The organism is Streptomyces sp. NPDC002054, from assembly GCF_040296685.1.
Classification (GTDB): domain Bacteria; phylum Actinomycetota; class Actinomycetes; order Streptomycetales; family Streptomycetaceae; genus Streptomyces.
This window is the reverse complement of record NZ_JBEOXT010000051.1, coordinates 1-18417: the sequence shown is the minus strand read 5'-3', so window position 1 is coordinate 18417 and position 18417 is coordinate 1. Positions and strand designations below refer to the sequence as shown.

At 71.2% G+C, this 18417-nt stretch carries 19 protein-coding genes; 14 read left to right on the top strand and 5 right to left on the bottom strand.

What is annotated here, in order from left to right:
- The first annotated feature begins 7 nt into the window (after positions 1 to 7).
- Both ABT123_RS33500 and ABT123_RS33495 read left to right on the top strand, forming a co-directional pair.
- Positions 8 to 496 (top strand): SRPBCC domain-containing protein, encoded by a 489-nt coding sequence (locus tag ABT123_RS33500; RefSeq protein WP_351321660.1) that lies wholly within the window; start codon positions 8 to 10, stop codon positions 494 to 496.
- Between the two features lie 41 nt (positions 497 to 537).
- Entirely contained in the window at positions 538 to 1977 is a 1440-nt protein-coding gene (locus ABT123_RS33495) for a hypothetical protein (RefSeq protein ID WP_351321658.1), read from the top strand.
- A gap of 5 nt (positions 1978 to 1982) precedes the next feature.
- Here the strand turns inward: ABT123_RS33495 and ABT123_RS33490 are convergent, their stop codons facing one another.
- Positions 1983 to 3398 carry an MFS transporter gene (locus tag ABT123_RS33490; RefSeq protein WP_351321656.1) on the bottom strand — a complete coding sequence of 472 codons (1416 nt, stop codon included), beginning with the start codon at positions 3396 to 3398 and terminating at the stop codon, positions 1983 to 1985.
- A gap of 100 nt (positions 3399 to 3498) precedes the next feature.
- Here ABT123_RS33490 and ABT123_RS33485 point away from each other — a divergent pair, with 100 nt between their 5' ends.
- Positions 3499 to 4452 carry a LysR family transcriptional regulator gene (locus ABT123_RS33485; RefSeq protein ID WP_351321654.1) on the top strand — a complete coding sequence of 318 codons (954 nt, stop codon included), beginning with the start codon at positions 3499 to 3501 and terminating at the stop codon, positions 4450 to 4452.
- On the opposite strand, the gene ABT123_RS33480 is transcribed toward ABT123_RS33485, so the two are convergent.
- Positions 4449 to 4763 carry a PLD nuclease N-terminal domain-containing protein gene (locus ABT123_RS33480; protein WP_351321652.1) on the bottom strand — a complete coding sequence of 105 codons (315 nt, stop codon included), beginning with the start codon at positions 4761 to 4763 and terminating at the stop codon, positions 4449 to 4451. The two genes, ABT123_RS33485 and ABT123_RS33480, sit on opposite strands and share 4 nt — an antisense overlap.
- An 89-nt stretch (positions 4764 to 4852) precedes the next feature.
- On the opposite strand from ABT123_RS33480, the gene ABT123_RS33475 reads away from it, so the two are divergent.
- The 3 genes from ABT123_RS33475 to mqnP are packed head-to-tail and all read left to right on the top strand — an operon-like array spanning position 4853 to position 7706.
- On the top strand, positions 4853 to 6310 hold the full coding sequence (locus ABT123_RS33475) for a menaquinone biosynthesis decarboxylase (RefSeq protein WP_351321650.1): 1458 nt from the start codon (positions 4853 to 4855) through the stop codon (positions 6308 to 6310).
- Complete coding sequence (locus tag ABT123_RS33470) at positions 6307 to 6783, top strand: hypothetical protein (RefSeq protein ID WP_351321648.1); 477 nt, start codon at positions 6307 to 6309, stop codon at positions 6781 to 6783. The genes ABT123_RS33475 and ABT123_RS33470 overlap by 4 nt, the downstream gene beginning before the upstream one ends.
- Complete coding sequence (gene mqnP, locus ABT123_RS33465; RefSeq protein WP_351321646.1) at positions 6783 to 7706, top strand: menaquinone biosynthesis prenyltransferase MqnP; 924 nt, start codon at positions 6783 to 6785, stop codon at positions 7704 to 7706. Before ABT123_RS33470 ends, mqnP begins: the two co-directional genes overlap by 1 nt.
- 15 nt (positions 7707 to 7721) lie before the next feature.
- Here the strand turns inward: mqnP and ABT123_RS33460 are convergent, their stop codons facing one another.
- A complete protein-coding gene (locus ABT123_RS33460; RefSeq protein WP_351321644.1) occupies positions 7722 to 8306 on the bottom strand; it encodes a rhomboid family intramembrane serine protease in 585 nt (194 codons plus the stop codon).
- A 125-nt stretch (positions 8307 to 8431) separates the two neighbouring features.
- On the opposite strand from ABT123_RS33460, the gene ABT123_RS33455 reads away from it, so the two are divergent.
- Positions 8432 to 9103, top strand: coding sequence for a UbiX family flavin prenyltransferase (locus ABT123_RS33455; RefSeq protein WP_351321642.1), 672 nt, complete (start codon positions 8432 to 8434; stop codon positions 9101 to 9103).
- Here the strand turns inward: ABT123_RS33455 and ABT123_RS33450 are convergent.
- The gene (locus ABT123_RS33450) at positions 9100 to 9237 is read right to left on the bottom strand and encodes a hypothetical protein (RefSeq protein WP_351321712.1); all 138 of its coding nucleotides are present in this window, start codon (positions 9235 to 9237) and stop codon (positions 9100 to 9102) included. The two genes, ABT123_RS33455 and ABT123_RS33450, sit on opposite strands and share 4 nt — an antisense overlap.
- A 122-nt stretch (positions 9238 to 9359) precedes the next feature.
- Here ABT123_RS33450 and ABT123_RS33445 point away from each other — a divergent pair, with 122 nt between their 5' ends.
- The 7 genes from ABT123_RS33445 to ABT123_RS33415 all read left to right on the top strand — a co-directional run bounded on the left by ABT123_RS33445 (position 9360) and on the right by ABT123_RS33415 (position 17792).
- Positions 9360 to 9815 (top strand): Lrp/AsnC family transcriptional regulator, encoded by a 456-nt coding sequence (locus ABT123_RS33445; protein ID WP_150209141.1) that lies wholly within the window; start codon positions 9360 to 9362, stop codon positions 9813 to 9815.
- 55 nt (positions 9816 to 9870) lie between these two features.
- Complete coding sequence (gene mqnE / locus ABT123_RS33440) at positions 9871 to 11034, top strand: aminofutalosine synthase MqnE (protein ID WP_351321639.1); 1164 nt, start codon at positions 9871 to 9873, stop codon at positions 11032 to 11034.
- A 91-nt stretch (positions 11035 to 11125) separates the two neighbouring features.
- On the top strand, positions 11126 to 11650 hold the full coding sequence (locus ABT123_RS33435; RefSeq protein WP_351321637.1) for a GNAT family N-acetyltransferase: 525 nt from the start codon (positions 11126 to 11128) through the stop codon (positions 11648 to 11650).
- A gap of 86 nt (positions 11651 to 11736) precedes the next feature.
- Entirely contained in the window at positions 11737 to 12048 is a 312-nt protein-coding gene (locus ABT123_RS33430) for a DUF4229 domain-containing protein (protein ID WP_351321635.1), read from the top strand.
- Positions 12049 to 12400: 352 nt separating this feature from the next.
- Complete coding sequence (locus tag ABT123_RS33425) at positions 12401 to 13726, top strand: dicarboxylate/amino acid:cation symporter (protein WP_351321633.1); 1326 nt, start codon at positions 12401 to 12403, stop codon at positions 13724 to 13726.
- A gap of 212 nt (positions 13727 to 13938) precedes the next feature.
- Positions 13939 to 15810: an AMP-dependent synthetase/ligase gene (locus tag ABT123_RS33420; RefSeq protein WP_351321631.1), complete on the top strand. Its 1872-nt coding sequence runs from the start codon at positions 13939 to 13941 to the stop codon at positions 15808 to 15810.
- Between the two features lie 455 nt (positions 15811 to 16265).
- Entirely contained in the window at positions 16266 to 17792 is a 1527-nt protein-coding gene (locus ABT123_RS33415; protein WP_351321629.1) for an alpha/beta hydrolase, read from the top strand.
- Positions 17793 to 17809: 17 nt separating this feature from the next.
- Here ABT123_RS33415 and ABT123_RS33410 read toward each other — a convergent pair whose 3' ends face one another.
- Complete coding sequence (locus ABT123_RS33410; protein WP_351321627.1) at positions 17810 to 18160, bottom strand: hypothetical protein; 351 nt, start codon at positions 18158 to 18160, stop codon at positions 17810 to 17812.
- Positions 18161 to 18417: the final 257 nt, after the last annotated feature.

Here is an 18417-nt window from a genome sequence, read left to right as displayed (position 1 = left end):
TGGTGCCATGCCCATCGCACATGGCACCGGCGAGCGCCGCGACGGTGATCACTGGCTGCTGCACTTCGCGCCGCACCTGGCCGATGCGTACGAAACGGTCTGGCAGGCCCTGACCACGCCGGAGGGCCTGCGCGGCTGGCTGGCGGAGGCGGAGGTCCTGGAGCGGCACCTGGACGGGGCGGTCACCCTGCGCTGGCTGAACGGCCCGGGACAGGTGCACTCGGGCCGGGTCACGGCCTGGGACGTGGAACGGGTGGCGGAGTACACGCTCGCGGAACACGGCCGGCTCCGCTTCCACCTGGAGCCGCTCGGTACGGACTCCACCCTGATCCGCTTCACCAACGACCGCCACGGCTCCGAGGACGACCTCCTGGACAGCCTGGCCGGCTGGCACGAGCACTTCCTCCTGCTGGAGTCGTACCTGTCCGGCTCCCCGGCCGACTGGCCCGCCTGGACCGACACCCGCTGGACCGCCCTGCGCACCCAGTACGAGTAACCCCGGGTGCGCTCCCCGGGCCCGGGGCCGAGCCTGGTCCCATGGACAAGAGGCCCCTGGTCGTGGTGCAGCCACCCGACGGCCGGGGCCTGCGCAAGGTCACCGTCGGCGCTGCGACGGTCGGCAGCGCCTGGTCGCTGCGCGGGCTGCGCAGACTGCTGTGCCGCGCCGGCTACCCGAAGGACCTGGACCTCGCGGACCGCGAGGCCGTCCGCTGGAACGGCGGCGACAGCACCACCTGGCCCGACCGCAGGGGCCGGCGGTACGCAACCGCCGTCTTCGTCGTCGCGGGGCTGCTGGTCTCCGCAGGCCTGCTCACGGTCGTCGGCATGCCGGATGCCATGGGCGGCATCACCTTCGCGGGCCGCGTCACCGGGCTCCTGTTCATCCTGGCGGGCGGGGTGGAGGCGGTGGCGGCTGCTGCGGCACTCGACCACTGGGGCAAACGGCACCTGAAGTACTCGGGCTCGGTGGTCATGCTCGGGGTCCTGGTCGCCTTCGCCACCAACACCCTGTTCCTGGCGGTCTGGCTCCAGGAACGCGAGTACACGCGCTACCTCCTGGTCTTCGTGCCGCTCTGGTGCTGGTCCCTGGCGGCGCTCTGGCTGCTCTACCGGCAACACGCCTGGGAGCGAATCCCCTTTCCCAGGGGTTTCACCGCGGGGGTGATGGTCTCGGCTGTGCTGGCCGCCTCCAATCTGACGTACTCGGCCGTGTACCAGCCTTTTGCCCGCCAGCCGCTCCTGGACGTGAAGGCCACGTTCGGAACTCCGCTTCCGGACCCCAAACGCCCGGTGATCCACCTGCCGCTCACGCTTCACATGAAGAACACCGGGGCCATCCCCTTCTATGTTCTCGGCAGCGCTTACTGGACCTGGGGGCGGTCGGCCGAGTTCAGTTCGGGAAAGACGGAACTGCAGGACTGGAGGAAGGAGATGGAGTGGTCGGAGGACATCGAGCTTCATGTCGAGCCAACCGACTTCACCCTGATCAGCACCGGCAGTTTCATCGAACCGGGACAGTGGTACGAACCGGGCGACAGCAAAACGCAGCAGACGTTCGTCCAGGTGCCCAAAGATGCCCCGTACGACGCCATGGAAGCGATGCTGGAGCTCGTCATCATGCGGAAGGACCGGGGGAAGATCGATGAAGTGGAATTCTCCCGGCCACGATATTCGTGGGACAAGAAGGAGCGGCAGTACTTCGACTGTGCCCCGGAGGTCTGTGCCGACCACGTTTTCTACCGGGGGAGACTGCGCCACAACAACAACCTCATCAACGTGACGAGAGGGCCGCGTCATGTGACGTCCTATTGGACCGTGGACGGGGAGGCTTCGGAATACGGCGCACACATCGGCCCGCTGAATTCCGCAGGACGCCTTTCCCGTGACGAAGAACCCAGCGAAAGGTACGGGGTCGCATACATCTCGTCCAATGAGGAGAAGATCCCCTTTGCGAAGCTGGCGGGCCCCCAAGGCTGACCCGGTCAGGCCTCCGCCGGCTGCTGCGCCGCCGCGGGCTCGCCCGCGGAGACCACCCGGCCGGGACGGGACCGCAGGCCGGCCGCGCTGACCGCCGCCGCCAGCAGGACCGCCGCGAAGGGGACGAACAACCCCGCCCGGTAGCCGTCCAGGGTCGAGCCCGGCACGGCAGCGGACACCGCCGTCACCGCCGACAGGCCCAGCGCCGCACCGAACTGGAACGCGGTGTAGAGCAGCCCGCCGGCCAGGCCCTGGTCCTCCTCCGCGACCCCCTCCGTGGCCACGATCGTCAGCGGCCCGTAGACCAGCGCGAAGGCCAGCCCCAGCAGCACCAGGCCGGGCAGCATCGCCAGGTACGTCCAGTCCGCGCCCAGCGGCAGGAAGGTCCCGTACGACAGGGCCGCAAGCAGCAGTCCGCCGAAGATCAGCCGGGGGTTGCCGAACCGGGCCACCAGCTTCGGCACCAGGGTGGGGGAGAGGACCGCGTCGATGCCGATCACCACCATCGCGAGGCTGGTCTCCAGCGTGGACCAGCCGCGCAGCTCCTGGAGGTACAGGACGACCAGGAACTGGAAGCCGAAGAAGCCGCCGGCGAAGAGCAGCGCGGCCAGGTTGGTGCGCAGCAGCGGGCCGGAGCGCAGGACGGACAGCCTCACCAGCGGCACGGCCGCCCGGCGCTCCACGGCCACGAAGGCCCCCAGCAGCACCAGCCCCGCCCCGACCGTGGCGGCGGTCCAGCCAGGCGCAGCGTGCGCGGCCCGCTCCACCCCGAGCACCAGCAGCACGATCGCGGCCGTGATGGTGATGCCGCCCGCGAGGTCGATCCGCTCCCCGGCCGCCCGCCGTGGCCGGACCGACTTCGGTACGAGCGCCAGCGCGGCTGCCAGGATCAGTGCGGACAGCACCACCGGAGCGAAGAACACCCAGCGCCAGCCCGCCGAGGTCAGCAGTCCGCCGACGACCAGGCCGATGGAGAACCCGCCGGCCGCCGTGCCCGAGTAGACCAGCAGCGCCTTGTCCCGCTGCGGTCCCTCCGGGAACCCGGTGGTGATGATCGACAGGCCGGCCGGGGTCATGAAGGCCGCGGCCACCCCGGTCACGAAGCGGGCGGTGATCAGCATCCAGCCCTCGGTGGCCAGCCCGCCGAGTCCGGAGAAGAGCAGGAAGACGGCCAGCCAGCCGGTGAACATCTGCCGCCGCCCGAACAGGTCGGCGGCCCGCCCGCCCAGCAGCATGAAGCCGCCGTAGCCGAGGACGTAGGCGCTCATCACCCACTGGAGCTCGCCCGTGGACAGGCCCAGATCCGCCCGGATCGACGGCAGGGCCACATTCAGCATCGCGACGTCGATGCCCTCCAGGAAGATCGCGCCGCACAGGACGAGCAGGACGCCCCACTGGCGTCCGCGAAACGTGTGGTCCATGGGATTCCTCAGCTGACGTAGGGATTGGTTGCCGGCTCAACCAACCCTCGTCCGCCCGCCCCATGGGAACAACGCCGAAGAAAGCAACGTTCGTTCAGCCATGCTTACCGATCGCGATGAACTGGAGTGCTTCCTGATCCTGGCCGAGGAACTGCACTTCGGCCGCACCGCCGAGCGGATGCTGCTGTCCCGCGCCCGGGTCAGCCAGCTGACCCAGCGCCTGGAGCGGCGGGTCGGCGCGCCCCTCTTCCTGCGCACCAGCCGCAGCGTCGCCCTCACCGCCCTCGGTCGGCAGCTCCGCGAGGACCTCGAACCCCACCACCGCGGCATCGAGACCGCGCTGGCCAAGGCCCGGGCCACCGCCGCGGCCACCGCCCGGGCCGCCGACGGCGTGCTCCACGTCGGCTTCTCCACCCCGCCCGCCGGGGACCTCGTCCTCAAGACCGCCCAAGCGCTCCGCGCCAGCCACCCGAACCTGGCCGTGGAGGTCTGCGAACTCCCGCTCACCGACCCGTACGGACAGCTCCGCAAGGGCGAGTTCGACATCGCCTTCGCCGAGTTCCCGGTGCGCGAGGCCGACCTCGGCGAGGGGCCCGAACTGCTCACCGAGGGCCGGGTGCTGGCCGTCGCAGCCGGCCACCCGCTGGCCGACCGCGCCGCGCTGACCCCGGAGGACCTGGCCGGCGTACCGCTGCTGTCCATCGCCGGTGACCTGCCGCCGTACCGGCGCGAACGGCAGACCCCGGCCCGCACCCCGGACGGCCGCCCGATCGGGCGCGGACCCGAGGTCACCAACATGGCGGAGGCGCTGATGATGGTCGCGGCGGACCGGGGCGCACTGCTGACGGCGGCGCACACGGCCACGTACTACGCCCGCCCGGGCGTGGTCTACCTGCCTGTCGAGGACACCCCGCCGGTGGGCTACGGCCTGATCTGGCGGGCCGCCGACACCACCGGGGCGGTACGGGCCTTCGCGCGCGCCGCCGAACGCGTCGCGGGACGGGACTCAGCGCCCCGGACCACTGCGCCGCGGGCCACTGCGCCGCGGCCTTAGGAGCCGCCCTTGTCCTCGTCTCGGTCCTGCTGCTTGCGGTCCTGTTCCTCGCGGAGGCGGTTGAGGAACTCCGGGTTGTCGTCCGGCGCAACCCACTGGCCGCGCCGGCCGCCGGGGCCGCTGCCTGCGGGCGCGCGCTTCTTGCCGGCGAACAGCCACACCACCGGACCCACGATCGAGAACAGCAGGATGATGATCACCCACACCACCTTGGGCAGGTGCTTGACCTCTTCCTCGGGCGTGTTCAAGCAGTCGATGAAGGCGAACACGGTGAGCCCGATGATCAGCAGAAACGGCAGATAGCGCAGCACGGTGTGGGACCGACCCCCAGAGTGTGGTGGCGGGCCGCGACGGGCCCCGGTGACGCTTCCAGGGTAGTCCGTGGCGGATACTTGCCCCTATGGCTTACGACGATCTCCGCTCGCTGCTCCGGGCTCTGGAGCGGGAGGGCGACCTCAAGCGCATCAAGGCCGAAGTCGACCCGTACCTCGAGGTCGGGGAGATCGTCGACAGAGTGAACAAAGCCGGCGGGCCGGCCCTGCTCTTCGAGAACGTCAAGGGCTCGGACATGCCCCTGGCGATGAACGTCTTCGGCACCGACCGGCGGCTGCTGAAGGCCCTGGGCCTGAAGTCGTACGGGGAGATCAGCGAGAAGATCGGCGGGCTGCTCAAGCCCGAACTCCCGCAGGGCTTCATCGGCGTTCGCGAGGCCTTCGGCAAGCTCGGCTCGATGGTGCACGTGCCGCCGAAGAAGGTGAAGGGCGATGCCGCGCCCGTCCAGGAGGTCGTGCTGACCGGCGAGGACGTGGACCTCGACCGGCTGCCCGCGCTGTTCACCTGGCCCAAGGACGGCGGCTCCTTCTTCAACCTGGGACTCACCCACACCAAGCACCCGGAGACGGGCGTCCGCAACCTCGGCCTGTACCGGCTGCAGCGCCACGACAAGCGGACCATCGGGATGCACTGGCAGATCCACAAGGACAGCCGCAACCACTACGCGGTGGCCGCGGCGCGCGGCGAGCGGCTCCCGGTCGCGATCGCCTTCGGCTGCCCGCCGGCCGTCACGTACGCCTCGACCGCCCCGCTCCCCGGTGACATCGACGAGTACCTCTTCGCCGGGTTCGTCGCGGGCAAGCGGATCGAGATGGTCGACTGCAAGACCGTCCCGCTCCAGGTCCCGGCGAACGCCGAGGTGGTGGTCGAGGGCTGGCTGGAGCCGGGCGAGACGCTGCCGGAGGGTCCCTTCGGCGACCACACCGGCTTCTACACGCCGCAGGAGCCCTTCCCCGCGCTGAAGATCGACTGCATCACGATGCGGAAGCGCCCGCTGCTCCAGTCGATTGTGGTCGGCCGCCCGCCGACCGAGGACGGGCCGCTGGGCCGGGCCACCGAACGCTTCTTCCTCCCGCTGCTGAAGATCATCGTCCCGGACATCGTGGACTACCACCTGCCCGAGTCCGGCGGCTTCCACAACTGCGCCATCGTCTCGATCGACAAGAAGTACCCCAAGCACGCGCAGAAGGTCATGCACGCCATCTGGGGCGCGCACATGATGTCGCTGACCAAGCTGATCATCGTGGTGGACAAGGACTGCGATGTGCACGACCTCCACGAGGTGTCCTGGCGGGCGCTGGGCAACACCGACTACTCCCGCGACCTGACCGTGGTCGAGGGGCCGGTGGACCATCTGGACCACGCCTCCTACCAGCAGTTCTGGGGTGGCAAGGCGGGCATCGACGCGACCAAGAAGCTCCCCGAGGAGGGCTACACCCGCGACGGCGGCTGGCCCGACATGGTGGAGTCCGACCCGGCGACCGCGGCCCTGGTGGACCGCCGTTGGAAGGAGTACGGCCTGTGAGCCCCATCGGAGTGGGCGGTCCCGCCCTGTTCCTCGGCGCGGACACCCCCTGCGTGGCGCTGGTCCGCCCCGAGCTCGACGTGAACGACCCGGGGCTGCGGCTCGCGGCCGAGCAGGCCGGGGTCACCCCCGAGGAGTTCGCCGGGGAGTCCGGTGTCTGGCAGGTGATGGCCGACCGTACCGACGGGGAGGGCCGCTCCTTCGAGCTGCCGGAGCTCTCCGACGGGGAGGCGGCGGTGTTCGCGGACGAGCTGCTGGCCGCGCTGGCCGGCGGCGGGGGAAGCGAACTGGAGCTGGGCGACGGCATCCTCGTGGTCTCCGTCGACCCCGCCGGGGACGACCGGGTGTCGCTGGCCGTCAGGGTGGTCCCGCCGGCCGGCGCGGAGGGCGGCCCGCTGGACGTGGAGCTCGGCACGCTGCCGGTTGCGGAACTGCGCGAGGACGTCGCGGTGTTCCACCGGAGCGTGGCGTGATGACCACCGCCGACGAGGTCGTCGACCCCGGCCCCGCAGCACCGCAGGCCCCCGGCAAGGTCAAGGCCTTCCTGCGGCTGGTGATGATCGAGCACTCGATCTTCGCGCTGCCCTTCGCCTATATCGCCGCCCTCACCGCCATGTTCACGGTGGACCGGAGCATCCACTGGGTGGAGCTGCTGCTGGTCACCGTCTGCATGGTGGGCCTGCGGACCTTCGCCATGGCCGCCAACCGGATCATCGACCGGGAGATCGACGCGCGGAACCCGCGCACCGCCGGCCGCGAGCTGGTGACGGGTGCGGTGTCGGTACGGTCCGCCTGGACCGGGGCCGGGGTCGCGCTGGCGGTGTTCCTCGGGGCCGCCGCCCTGCTGAACCCGCTGTGCCTGGTGCTGGCGCCGGTCGCGGTGGTCCCGATGGTGGTCTACCCGTACGGCAAGCGGTTCACGAACTACCCGCACGCCATCCTGGGCCTGGCCCAGGCCATGGGCCCGGTCGGGGCCTGGCTGGCGGTGACCGGGGCCTGGTCCTGGGACGCGGTGATCCTGGGCCTGGCGGTCGGCGTGTGGATCGGCGGCTTCGACCTGATCTTCGCCTGCCAGGACGTGGCGGCCGACCGCGCCGAGGGCGTGAAGTCGGTGCCGGCCCGCTTCGGGGTCCCGGCGGCCCTGTGGGGCGCCCGCGCCTGCCATGCCGTGACCATGGCCCTGCTGGTCTGGTACGCCCTGGCCACGGACGCGGGCGCGCTGTTCTGGTCGGGCCTGGCCATCGTGGCGGCGGCCTTCGTCTACGAGCACACCATCGTCCGCCCGCACGACCTCTCCCGCCTGAACAGGGCGTTCTTCACGGTCAATGGTTTCATCGGGATCGCGCTCTTCGGGTGCGCCCTGCTGGACCTCGCGGTGCGGGGCCTCACGCTGTAGCTGCTGCCGCCCCTGCTACCCGTACACCCCGGCGCGGCCCGCCGGGGCCTTCGGGAGCAGGAGGGCCGTCGCCGCGCCCGCGATCAGGCCGATCAGGTGGCCCTGCCAGCTGACGCCCGAGTCGCCCGGGCCCAGCCCGGCCAGGATGGTGCCGCCCCAGACGGCGGCGACCAGCAGGCCCACGATGATTCCGGTCGGGCGGCGTTCCACGAAGCCGCGGACCACCAGGTAGCCGAACAGGCCGAAGACCAGGCCGGAGGCGCCCGCCGTGATGCTGTCGGACGGGGAGAGCAGCCACACCCCCAGGCCGTCCGCGACGATGATCACCGCGCAGACCAGCAGGAAGCGGCGTATGCCGCCGAGCGCGGTGAGGAAGCCGAGGACCAGCAGCGGGATGCTGTTGGCGGCGACGTGGTCCCAGCCGAAGTGGACGAACGGGGCGGTCAGCACCGAGGGCAGGTCGTCGACCTCCCGCGCGGTGATCCCGTACGCGTGCAGTGCATAGCCGGTGGCCGCGTTGACCGTTTCGAGCAGCCACAGCAGGGCCACCCAGCCCAGCATGAGGAAGCCGGCGATCCTGGCCCGGTCGGAATCGGTCATGGGTGGTGTCGTCCCTGCGCTCATTTCGGCCCCCTGTGCCGCGTCCTGTGCCGGCGTCGTACAGCGGGAACGTACGGCACACCTTGGCGAGTGCCCGGCCGCGGTGGCCGGATAGGCTCGGAACCATGACTGACGGCAAGCGCACCCCCTGGGTGGTAGGGGTTTCCGGGGCGTCGGGGACGCCGTACGCCGCGGCCGTGCTGCGCGGGCTGCTCGCGGCCGGGGAGAGCGTGGACCTGGTGGTCAGCCGGGCGTCCCGGCTCACCCTGCTGGACGAGACCGGTATCGCCTTCCGGGACGCCCACTGGCGCGAGGACCTCGCCGTGTGGCTGGACCGGGGTGCCGACGGGAAACCCGGCACGTTCGGGGACCTGCCGCTGGACGGGGTGCGGTACTGGGGCGCGGGGGACTTCGCCGCCGGGCCGAGCTCGGGCTCGTACCCGGCCAAGGGGATGCTGATCGTTCCGGCCAGTACCGCCTGTGTGGCGGGGGTGGCGCTGGGGCTGTCGAAGGACCTGCTGCAGCGGGCGGCGAGCGTGATGCTCAAGGAGCGGCGCCGGCTGGTGGTCGCGGTGCGGGAGACCCCGCTGAGCGGTCAGACGCTCAAGGCTCTGGTGGCGCTGGACGAGGCGGGCGCCGTGGTGCTGCCCGCCTCTCCGGCGTTCTATGCGGGTGCGACGCACATCCAGGATCTTGTGGACTTCGTCGCGGGGCGGGTGCTGGATGCGGCAGGGGTGCCGCACCGGCTGTACCGCCGTTGGGAGGGGGAGATCGGTGCCTCCCGGCCTCGGGGTTAGCGCTTCTTGGCGTTGCGCGGCTTGGCGTCCTTCTCGGCGCGCTGCGCGGCAACGAGGTGCTGGTGGGCACGGGATCGGTTGGCCTGCTCCTGAAGCTGTCGCATCTGGGCGTAGGCCATCTCGATCGTGTACACGGTGAACCACTCCTGAAGATCGTCATTGATCTGTTGAAAGATTCACAGGGTGTCGACCCTGTGTGCCTTTGATTCTATACGTAAACTTGCGTGATCGCCGAATAATGGAAGGCTCCAGATACATGGACGCGGTGGATAGGCAGCTCATCCAGGCACTCCGGGAGAACGGACGTGCCTCATACGCCGAGCTGGGCCGGCTCGTGGGGCTCTCCGGCCCCAGCGTCACCGACCGGATCAACCGGCTGGAAACGGCCGGTGTGATCACCGGCTACCGCGCGACCGTCGACTCGGCCTCGCTGGGCCTGGGCGTCACGGCGCTCATCGGCATCTCGCTCTCCGACGCCGCCGACCACGAGGACGTGGCGCGCCGGCTGCGGGACCTCGCCGAGATCGAGGACTGCTGGTTCATCGCCGGCGACGACTCCTTCATGCTCAAGGTGCGCGCCAGCGACGTGGACGGCCTGGAGAAGATCATCCGCAAGCTGTCCGGCACCAAGGGCGTCTCCCGGACCCGCACCACCATCGTGCTCTCCACCAAGTGGGAGAACCGGGTCGGGGACCTGCCGGAGGAGCGCTGAGAGTACGGTGGGGCTGGGTTGCAGGACGGCACACACGACAGGAGGCGACCGGTACATGGACGCTGGGCTCAAGCGCGAGCTGGAGGAGAAGGTCCGCTCCGGCGAGCGGCTGACCCGTGAGGACGGCATCGCCCTCTACGAGTCGGACGATCTGGCCTGGCTCGGTGGCCTCGCCCACGAGGTGCGGACGCGGAAGAACGGCGATCTCGTCCGTTTCAACGTCAACCGTCACCTCAACATGACGAACGTGTGCACCGCGTCCTGCGCGTACTGCTCGTTCCAGCGCAAGCCGGGCGAGAAGGACGCGTACACGATGCGCATCGAGGAGGCCGTCCGCCTGGCCAAGGCCATGGAGAACGAGAACCTCACCGAGCTGCACATCGTCAACGGCCTGCACCCGAACCTGCCGTGGCGCTACTACCCGCGCTCCCTCTCGGAGCTGAAGAAGGCGCTGCCGAACGTCTCGCTGAAGGCCTTCACCGCCACCGAGATCCACCACTTCGAGACCATCTCCGGCCTCTCGGCGTCCGAGATCCTGGACGAGCTGATCGAGGCGGGCCTGGAGTCGCTGACCGGCGGCGGCGCGGAGATCTTCGACTGGGAGGTCCGGCAGCACATCGTCGACCACCGCACGCACTGGGAGGACTGGTCCCGGATCCACCGCCTCGCGCACGAGAAGGGTCTCAAGACCCCGTGCACGATGCTCTACGGCCACATCGAGGAGCCGCGCCACCGCGTGGACCACGTACTGCGGCTGCGCGAGCTCCAGGACGAGACGGGCGGCTTCCAGGTCTTCATCCCGCTGCGCTACCAGCACGACTTCGTGGACATGCAGGACGGCAAGGTCCGCAACCAGCTCCAGGCGCGGACGACGATGGCCACCGGCGCGGAGGCCCTGAAGACCTTCGCCGTCTCCCGGCTGCTGTTCGACAACGTGCAGCACGTCAAGGTGTTCTGGGTGATGCACGGAGTGCAGACCGCCCAGCTGGCGCTGCAGCACGGTGCGGACGACATGGACGGCTCGGTGGTCGAGTACAAGATCACGCACGACGCCGACAACTACGGCACCCCGAACAAGCTCACCCGGGACGACCTCCTGGAGCTGATCCGCGAGGCCGGCTTCCGCCCGGTCGAGCGGAACACGCGGTACGAGATCATCCGCGAGTACCCGGGGCCGGACGCCTCGCTGCGGGAGTCGCCGCAGCCGATGCGCGTCTGAGGCACAGCCGCCCCCGAGCGCCCTGGTCCGCACCCCGGACCGGGGCGTTTTGTGCTGGCGCACCGGCGGAGGTAATGGATACTCTCCGCCCATGTCCCTTACCTTCACGCTGGATCCGTCGATCGACGCCGCCCTGCACGAGGGCATCCTCGACCTCTGGACGGACGTCAGCAACGCCGGCGGTGCCGTCGGCTTCGTCCCGCCGGTGGTCCGGGACGACATCCGTCCGCAGCTGATCAAGCAGCTGGCCCAGGTCGCCGACGGCAGCGCCCGCCTGGTGCTCGGCCGGGACGGGACCGGCCGGGTCGCCGCCACCGCCTTCCTCACCCTCAACTCCCATCGCCTGATGACGCACTGGCTGTGGGCGTACACGGTGATGGTTCACCCCCGCTGTCAGGGCAGCGGGGCCGGCCGCGCGCTGATGGCCGCGGTGGCGGACGCGGCCCGCACGATCGACGGCATCGAGGCGATCCGCCTCTGCTGCCGCGGTGGCCTGGGCCTGGAGCACTTCTACGCGGCCTGCGGCTACAAGGAGGTCGGCCGGGTCCCGGACGCGATCCGGGTGGCACCGGGCGACGACCGCGACGACATCACCATGCTGCTGCCGCTGTACTGACCCCTCCCGGGGGCCCTGGGCCGTGGCCGCCGCCCCGGTCGTGCTTCACTGGACGGGCACGACCGACGTAGAGACAAGGGGTCACAGTGACCGGCAAGTCGAACGCAGCCATTCGGTACACCGCGATGCGGCTGGGCATCTTCGCCGGCTGCTTCCTCGTCGTCTTCACCCTCGTCCGGCTCCGGTGGGTGCCCGCCGGGCTCGGCGACGCCAACCTCGCCTGGGTGGTGCTGCTCGCGCTGGTGCTGTCCGCGCCGCTGTCCTTCGTACTGCTCCGCAAGCAGCGAGAGGACATGGGCGTGCAGATCGCCGGCCGGGTCGCGGGCGCGAAGGAGCGGCTTGCCGCGAACCGCACCCAGGAGGACGCGGCCGACGACGCCGCCCGCGCCGGCTCCTAGTTAGCTTCATCACGCACTGAACCGCCCCAGCGCCGGGTTTACCGCCCCAGCGCTGGGGCGGCGGCGTTTCTGCGGGGCATCGGCGCGTCCGCGGCTCAAAGTAAGCCTTTGAGATTCTCAAAGGGTAAGTGTTAGCGTCTTAAACATGTTGACGACAGTTGCGCCCCCCAAGGCCGCGAGCATCCCGCTCGTGGTGCGCCTGCACGTCGATCTCTGCCGCCGCGTGTCCGCGGCCTGTTGCTGTTCGTAGTCCGTCCAGCAGCGGTCCCGGCCGGGCCTTCCTGGCTGCCGCACCGCATCGCCAACCCGCAGAACCTTCCGCTTTCCTGTGCGTCACCCCCGGAGTGTGCCCGTGTCCGCGACAGCGACCACGCCCCCCAAGTCCTCCTTCTCCCCCTTCTCCTCCTTCAAGTTCCCCTTCTGGGCCCAGATCGTCGCCGGTCTCGCCCTCGGTGTGCTGCTCGGCTGGCTCGCCCGCAGCCAGGACATCAGCTGGCTGAAGACCACCCTGGAGCAGGTCGGCGACATCTTCGTCCAGCTGCTGAAGCTGGCCGTCGCCCCGCTCGTCTTCTTCGCGATCCTGGTGTCGATCACCAACCTGCGGAAGGTGAACAACGCCGCCCGGCTGGCCGGCCAGACCCTGCTGTGGTTCATGATCACTTCGCTGATCGCGGTGGGTATCGGCCTCACCATCGGCCTGCTGACCAACCCCGGCGCGGGCACCGGCCTCACCCCGGCCGACGGCCAGCTGCCCAAGAAGACCGGCTCCTGGATCGACTTCCTGACCGGCATCGTGCCGACCGACATCATCACGCCGTTCACCGAGCTGAACGTCCTGCAGATCGTCTTCATGGCCGCCGTCGCCGGCATCGCCGCCCTCCAGCTCGGCGAGAAGGCCCAGCCGGTGCTGAGCGTCGCCGAGTCCGTCCTGGAGCTGCTGCAGAAGGCCCTGTGGTGGGTCATCCGCCTCGCCCCCATCGGTACGGTCGGCCTCATCGGCACCGCCATCGCCTCGTACGGCTGGAACCTGATCGGCAAGTACGCGACCTTCACCGCCGACGTCTACATCGGCTCGGCGCTCGTGATGTTCGGCGTCTACCCGCTGCTCCTCGCCACGGTCGCCAAGGTCAACCCGATCCAGTTCTTCAAGGGCGCCTGGCCCGCCATCCAGCTGGCCTTCGTCTCCCGCTCCTCGGTCGGCACCATGCCGGTCACCCAGAAGGTCACCGAGCGCCTCGGCGTCCCGAAGGAGTACGCCTCCTTCGCCGTGCCGTTCGGCGCGACCACCAAGATGGACGGCTGCGCCGCGATCTACCCGGCGCTCGCCGCGATCTTCATCGCGAACATCTTCGATGTGCAGCTCGGCATCAAGGAGTACCTGCTCATCGCGTTCGTCTCGGTGGTCGGCTCGGCCGCCACCGCGGGTCTGACCGGCGCCACGGTCATGCTGACCCTGACCCTGTCCACGCTGGGCCTGCCGCTGGCCGGTGTCGGTCTGCTGATGGCGATCGACCCGATCCTGGACATGATTCGCACCGCCACCAATGTGGCCGGCCAGGCCCTGGTCCCGGTCGTGGTCGCGGCCCGCGAGGGAATCCTGGACAAGGAGGCCTACGCCTCGGCCTCCGCCTCCCCGCTGGACGAGCGTGCCCCGGTTCCGGTCGCCACGGCCGCCTGAGCAGCCGCACGGCCCGCACACACCACAGCCCCCGCCCCCGTCCGGGCGGGGGCTGTGGTGTGTGTGCGGCGTGCAAGGGCCGTGCCCGCGGCGTGCGCGGAGTGCACGGCGGGTGCGGGGGGCGTGCGAGGGCTGTCGAAAGGCTGGTCAGGCGGCAATACCCGTGCGTAGATTACCGGCGGTAACGCTACGTCGGGTGCGAGGAGGACGCCGTGACAGCAGCCGGTCAGCAGCTGGTGGAGCCCACCAAGACCGTCGAGGGCGGGGTGGTGCGGGAGGTGGTCGTGCCCGCATTGGCCTCGGTGCCGATGACCGGGTCGCTCGGGGACATCCCCTTCGAGAACGCCGAACGGGCCCCGCACGAGGCCGTGCTCGCCCGGAAGCAGCCGGACGGGAGCTGGCAGGACGTCACCGCCGCCGAGTTCGCCGCCGAGGTCATCGCCGTCGCCAAGGGGCTGATCGCCGAGGGCCTGCAGCCCGGCGACCGGCTCGCCATCATGGCCCGTACCTCCTACGAGTGGACCCTGCTCGACTTCGCCGGCTGGGCCGCCGGGCTGGTGACCGTACCCATCTACCCCACCTCCTCCGCCCTCCAGGCACGCTGGATCATCCAGGACTCCGGCGCCGTGGCCTGCGCCGTGGAGGAGAAGGTGCAGGCGCGGATCATCAGCGCCGAACGCGGCAACCTGCCCGGCCTCGTCCACCTGTGGGAGTTCGACACCGGGGCCATCGCCCGGCTGGTGAAGGCCGGGGCCCGGCTGCCCGACGTACTGGTGCACGAACGCCGGCGGAGCCGCACGCCCGAGTCCGTCGCCACCCTCGTCTACACCTCCGGCACCACCGGCCGGCCCAAGGGCTGCGTCCTCACCCACGGCAACTTCTTCGCCGAGGTCGACAACGCCGTCGAGCTGCTGCACCCCGTCTTCAAGTCCGTCAGCAAGGACCCCGCCTCCACCCTGCTCTTCCTGCCCCTCTCGCACGTCTTCGGGCGGATGGTGGCCGTCGGCTGCCTGCGGGCCCGGGTGAAGCTCGGCCATGCGCCCAGCATCGCGACCGAGGACCTGCTGGCCGACCTCGCCGGGTTCCGGCCGACCTTCCTGCTCGCCATCCCGTACGTCCTGGAGAAGGTCTACAACACCGCCCGCGCCACCGCCGAGAAGATGGGCCGGGCCGCCTCCTTCGACCGGGCCGCCCGGATCGCCCGGCGCATCGGCGAGGCAGCGGAGGGCGGGAGCGCCTCCGCGGGCCTCGGGGCGCGGGCCGCCCGGGCCCTGTACGACCCGCTGGTCTACCGCCGGATCCGGGCGGCACTCGGCGGCCGGGTCCGGTACGTGATCAGCGGCGGCTCCCCGCTCGGCCGGCGGCTGGCCGCGTTCTACACCGGGGCCGGGATCGAGGTCTTCGAGGGCTACGGCCTGACGGAGACCACCGGCGCCACCACGGTCACCCCGCCACAGCGGCCCCGGCTCGGCACCGTCGGCTGGCCGCTGCCCGGCAGCGCGGTACGGATCGCCGAGGACGGCGAGGTGCTGCTGTACGGGCGGCATGTGTTCGCCGGGTACTGGAACGACCCGGCGCCGATGCCCCAGGGGCACTGGTTCGCCACCGGCGACATCGGCGAACTCGACGCCGACGGCTACCTCACCATCACCGGCCGGAAGAAGGACCTGATCATCACCTCGGGCGGCAAGAACGTCGCCCCGGCCCCCCTGGAGGACTGGCTGCGCGCGCACCCGCTGGTCGGCCAGTGCCTGGTCGTCGGGGACAACCGGCCGTACGTCACCGCGCTCATCACCCTGGAGCCGGACGGGCTCGCGCACTGGCGGCAGATGCACAAGAAACAGCGGGTCCCGCTCGGCGACCTCGTCCACGACGAGGAACTCCGCGCCGACCTCCAGCGCGCGGTGGACGAGGCGAACACGCTGGTCTCACGCGCGGAATCGATCCGGCGGTTCGCCGTTCTCCCGGGCGACTTCACCGAGGCCCGCGGCCACCTCACCCCGTCCCTCAAACTCCGGCGGGCAGCCATCGCCCGCGACTACGCGAAGGAGATAGAGGAGCTGTACCGCAGGCAGGAGGCGTAGGCCCGGCTCGCGACGGGGCGGCGACCTGATCGGGCCGGCCCGGACCTGACCCGGCCGGACCGGGCCGGGCCGGACCGGCTGGACCGGCTGGACCGGCTGGACCACGCCGGATCGGGATCCGGCGTGGTCCGAAAGACGGGCCCTGGGGCCCGGTCCCGTCGACCGGGCGACCGGCCCAGGCGGTCTGATCGACGAGCCGCCCCCCAGCCCCCCGCCTATGGTGGTCCGAGGACCCGAATCCACCATCCGGCCCAAGGCGAGCCCGGCCTGCGGGCCCGCCGGACCGGGCCCGTGGGCCCGTGGACGTGCCGGGCCGGGCCTCTGGGCCCACGGCCCTGCCGGGCCGGGCGCGCCGGGGTGCCGGTCATGGGCCGGCCGGAGCCGGGTCCGTGGACGTGCCGGGCTGGGTCGAGGCCCGCCTGGGGCCGGCAGGGGCAGCCTGAGGAGGGTGCCGCGTGGACCGTTCCCGCTCAGCTACCCACCGCCGGGCGGCGGCTCTCGCGCTGGCCGGAGCGCTGGCCGTTGGCTCGCTCGCGGCCGGACCGGCCATAGCAGCCCCCGACCCCGGCCCCGGCATTCGCTGGAGCGGGGACTGCCCGGAGCGGCCGGTGCCGCGGGGGCTGGAGTGCGGCACCCTCACCGTGCCCCTCGACCACGCCGCCCCGGCCAACGGAACCGTCGAGCTCGCCCTCGCCCGGATCCCCGCCACCGGCCCGCAGCGCCGCGGCTCGCTCCTCCTCAACTTCGGCGGCCCCGGCGCCCCCGGCATCGCCACCCTCGCCTCCGTCCACCGCGAGTTCGCCGACCTCGGCGAGGCCTACGACCTGGTCGTCTTCGACCCCCGCGGGGTCGGCCACAGCGCCCCGGTCAGCTGCGGCGGCGCGCTCCGCGCCGGACCGCCCGTCCCGGACGACGCCGCCTCCCAGCTGGCCGCCCTGCGCGACGTGGCCAAACGCTGCGCGCAGCACTCCGGCCCGGTCCTCCCGTACATCGGCACCGTCCACGTCGCCCGCGACATGGATCTGATCCGCCAGGCCCTCGGCGAGGACCGGCTCGACTACCTCGGCTTCTCGTACGGCACCCGGCTCGGTGCCGCCTACGCCGCCCAGTTCCCCCACCGGACCGGCCGGATGGCCCTCGACGGGGTCGACACCCTCAGCGAGTCGCTCACCCAGCAGGCCCTGGTCTCCGCCAAGGGCCAGCAGCAGGCCCTGGACAACTTCCTGTCCTGGTGCGCCCGCCAGGCGGACTGCGTGTACGGGACCAACACCCGCACCGCGAAGGAAAAGGTCAGCGCCCTGGTGACCCGGCTCGACCGGTCTCCGCTGACCGGCCACGACGGCTCGTCCTTCACCGGCCAGGACACGGTCGGCGCGATCTCCACCGGCCTCTACTCCACCGCCCAATGGCCGGCCCTGGCCCGCGGCCTCCGCATGGCCGAGCGGCAGGACGACCCGGCCGGCCTGCTGGAGGTCGGCACCAGCCCCGAGCCCGACGAGGACGGCGAGGACACGGACGGATCCGATCCGGTGCCGGAGGACAACGGGGAGGCCGCCCTGGTCGCCGTCAACTGCGCCGACGACCCGGACCGCGGCAACGACAGGGCGAGCCCGGAGGCCGTGGAGAAGCAGATCGAGGCCCTGAAGAGCGAATTCCGCAAGGCCTCACCGATCTTCGGCCCGAGCCAGCTGATGACCGTGCTCTCCTGCTACGGCCGCCCGCCCGGCACCGACTTCATCCGGAAGATCGACCGGCCCGGCGCCCCACGCATGCTGCTGGTAGGCACCCGCGGTGACCCGGCCACCCCGTACCAGTGGACGGAGGAGACCGCCCGTCTGCTCGGCTCGGCGGAGGTCCTGGACTACAAGGGCGACGGCCACACCGGCTACGCGAGTTCGGCCTGCGTACGCGGCCGGGTGAACGCGTTCCTGATCGACGGCGACCTCCCGACCGGAACACGCTCCTGCCCGGCCGAAGACTGACCCGGGCGGGGCTGGTGTCAGTCTGTCGTGGCGGGGAGCGCTTCGAGGCGGGCCAGTTCGGCGGTGTGTTCGCTCAGGCGGGCCGAGGTGGCGCCCGAGGCGTAGAGGGTGGTGCCGACTGCGGCGAAGGGGAGCGAGAGCACGACCAGGGCGAGCAGATCGGCCGTGTCGCGCTCGGCGGCGCAGAGGGTGCCTTCGACGTCGGAGTAGAAACGCTTCTGGCCGGCTTCGCCGGCGTCGTAGAACACGCGGGACGCGCATTCGAGCTCACGGCCGGAGGAACGCTCCACGGTGAAGGGCGCCACCAGCTGGTGCACCACCCACAGCCAGACCACCGCGGCGACGGCGAGGAGTCCGAGCCCCCACACCCGTCTGGTCCTCGCGCGTTCCCGAAACGTCCTGTCGTATATGAGTGCTCGGCTTGAACCCATGCGCGGGAAGGTAGCAGGGGGGGGGCGGGGCCGGGGGGTTGGGGGTTTTCTCTTGGGCGGTGTCAGGTGGTGTCCGGGGGCTGCCCGTCAGTCCCAGTGTCGTGGGGGGGGGGGGGGCGGGGGGGGGGGGGGGCGGGGGGGGCGGGGGCGGGGGGGGGCGGGGGGGGCCCCCCACAACCCCCCCCCCCCCCCCC

Coding starts and splice junctions, on each gene's coding strand:
- ABT123_RS33500 (WP_351321660.1), top strand. CDS start 8: ATGCCCATCGCACATGGCACCGGCGAGCGCCGCGACGGTGATCACTGG.
- ABT123_RS33495 (WP_351321658.1), top strand. CDS start 538: ATGGACAAGAGGCCCCTGGTCGTGGTGCAGCCACCCGACGGCCGGGGC.
- ABT123_RS33490 (WP_351321656.1), bottom strand. CDS start 3,398: ATGGACCACACGTTTCGCGGACGCCAGTGGGGCGTCCTGCTCGTCCTG.
- ABT123_RS33485 (WP_351321654.1), top strand. CDS start 3,499: ATGCTTACCGATCGCGATGAACTGGAGTGCTTCCTGATCCTGGCCGAG.
- ABT123_RS33475 (WP_351321650.1), top strand. CDS start 4,853: ATGGCTTACGACGATCTCCGCTCGCTGCTCCGGGCTCTGGAGCGGGAG.
- mqnP (WP_351321646.1), top strand. CDS start 6,783: ATGACCACCGCCGACGAGGTCGTCGACCCCGGCCCCGCAGCACCGCAG.
- ABT123_RS33460 (WP_351321644.1), bottom strand. CDS start 8,306: ATGACCGATTCCGACCGGGCCAGGATCGCCGGCTTCCTCATGCTGGGC.
- ABT123_RS33455 (WP_351321642.1), top strand. CDS start 8,432: ATGACTGACGGCAAGCGCACCCCCTGGGTGGTAGGGGTTTCCGGGGCG.
- ABT123_RS33445 (WP_150209141.1), top strand. CDS start 9,360: ATGGACGCGGTGGATAGGCAGCTCATCCAGGCACTCCGGGAGAACGGA.
- mqnE (WP_351321639.1), top strand. CDS start 9,871: ATGGACGCTGGGCTCAAGCGCGAGCTGGAGGAGAAGGTCCGCTCCGGC.
- ABT123_RS33435 (WP_351321637.1), top strand. CDS start 11,126: ATGTCCCTTACCTTCACGCTGGATCCGTCGATCGACGCCGCCCTGCAC.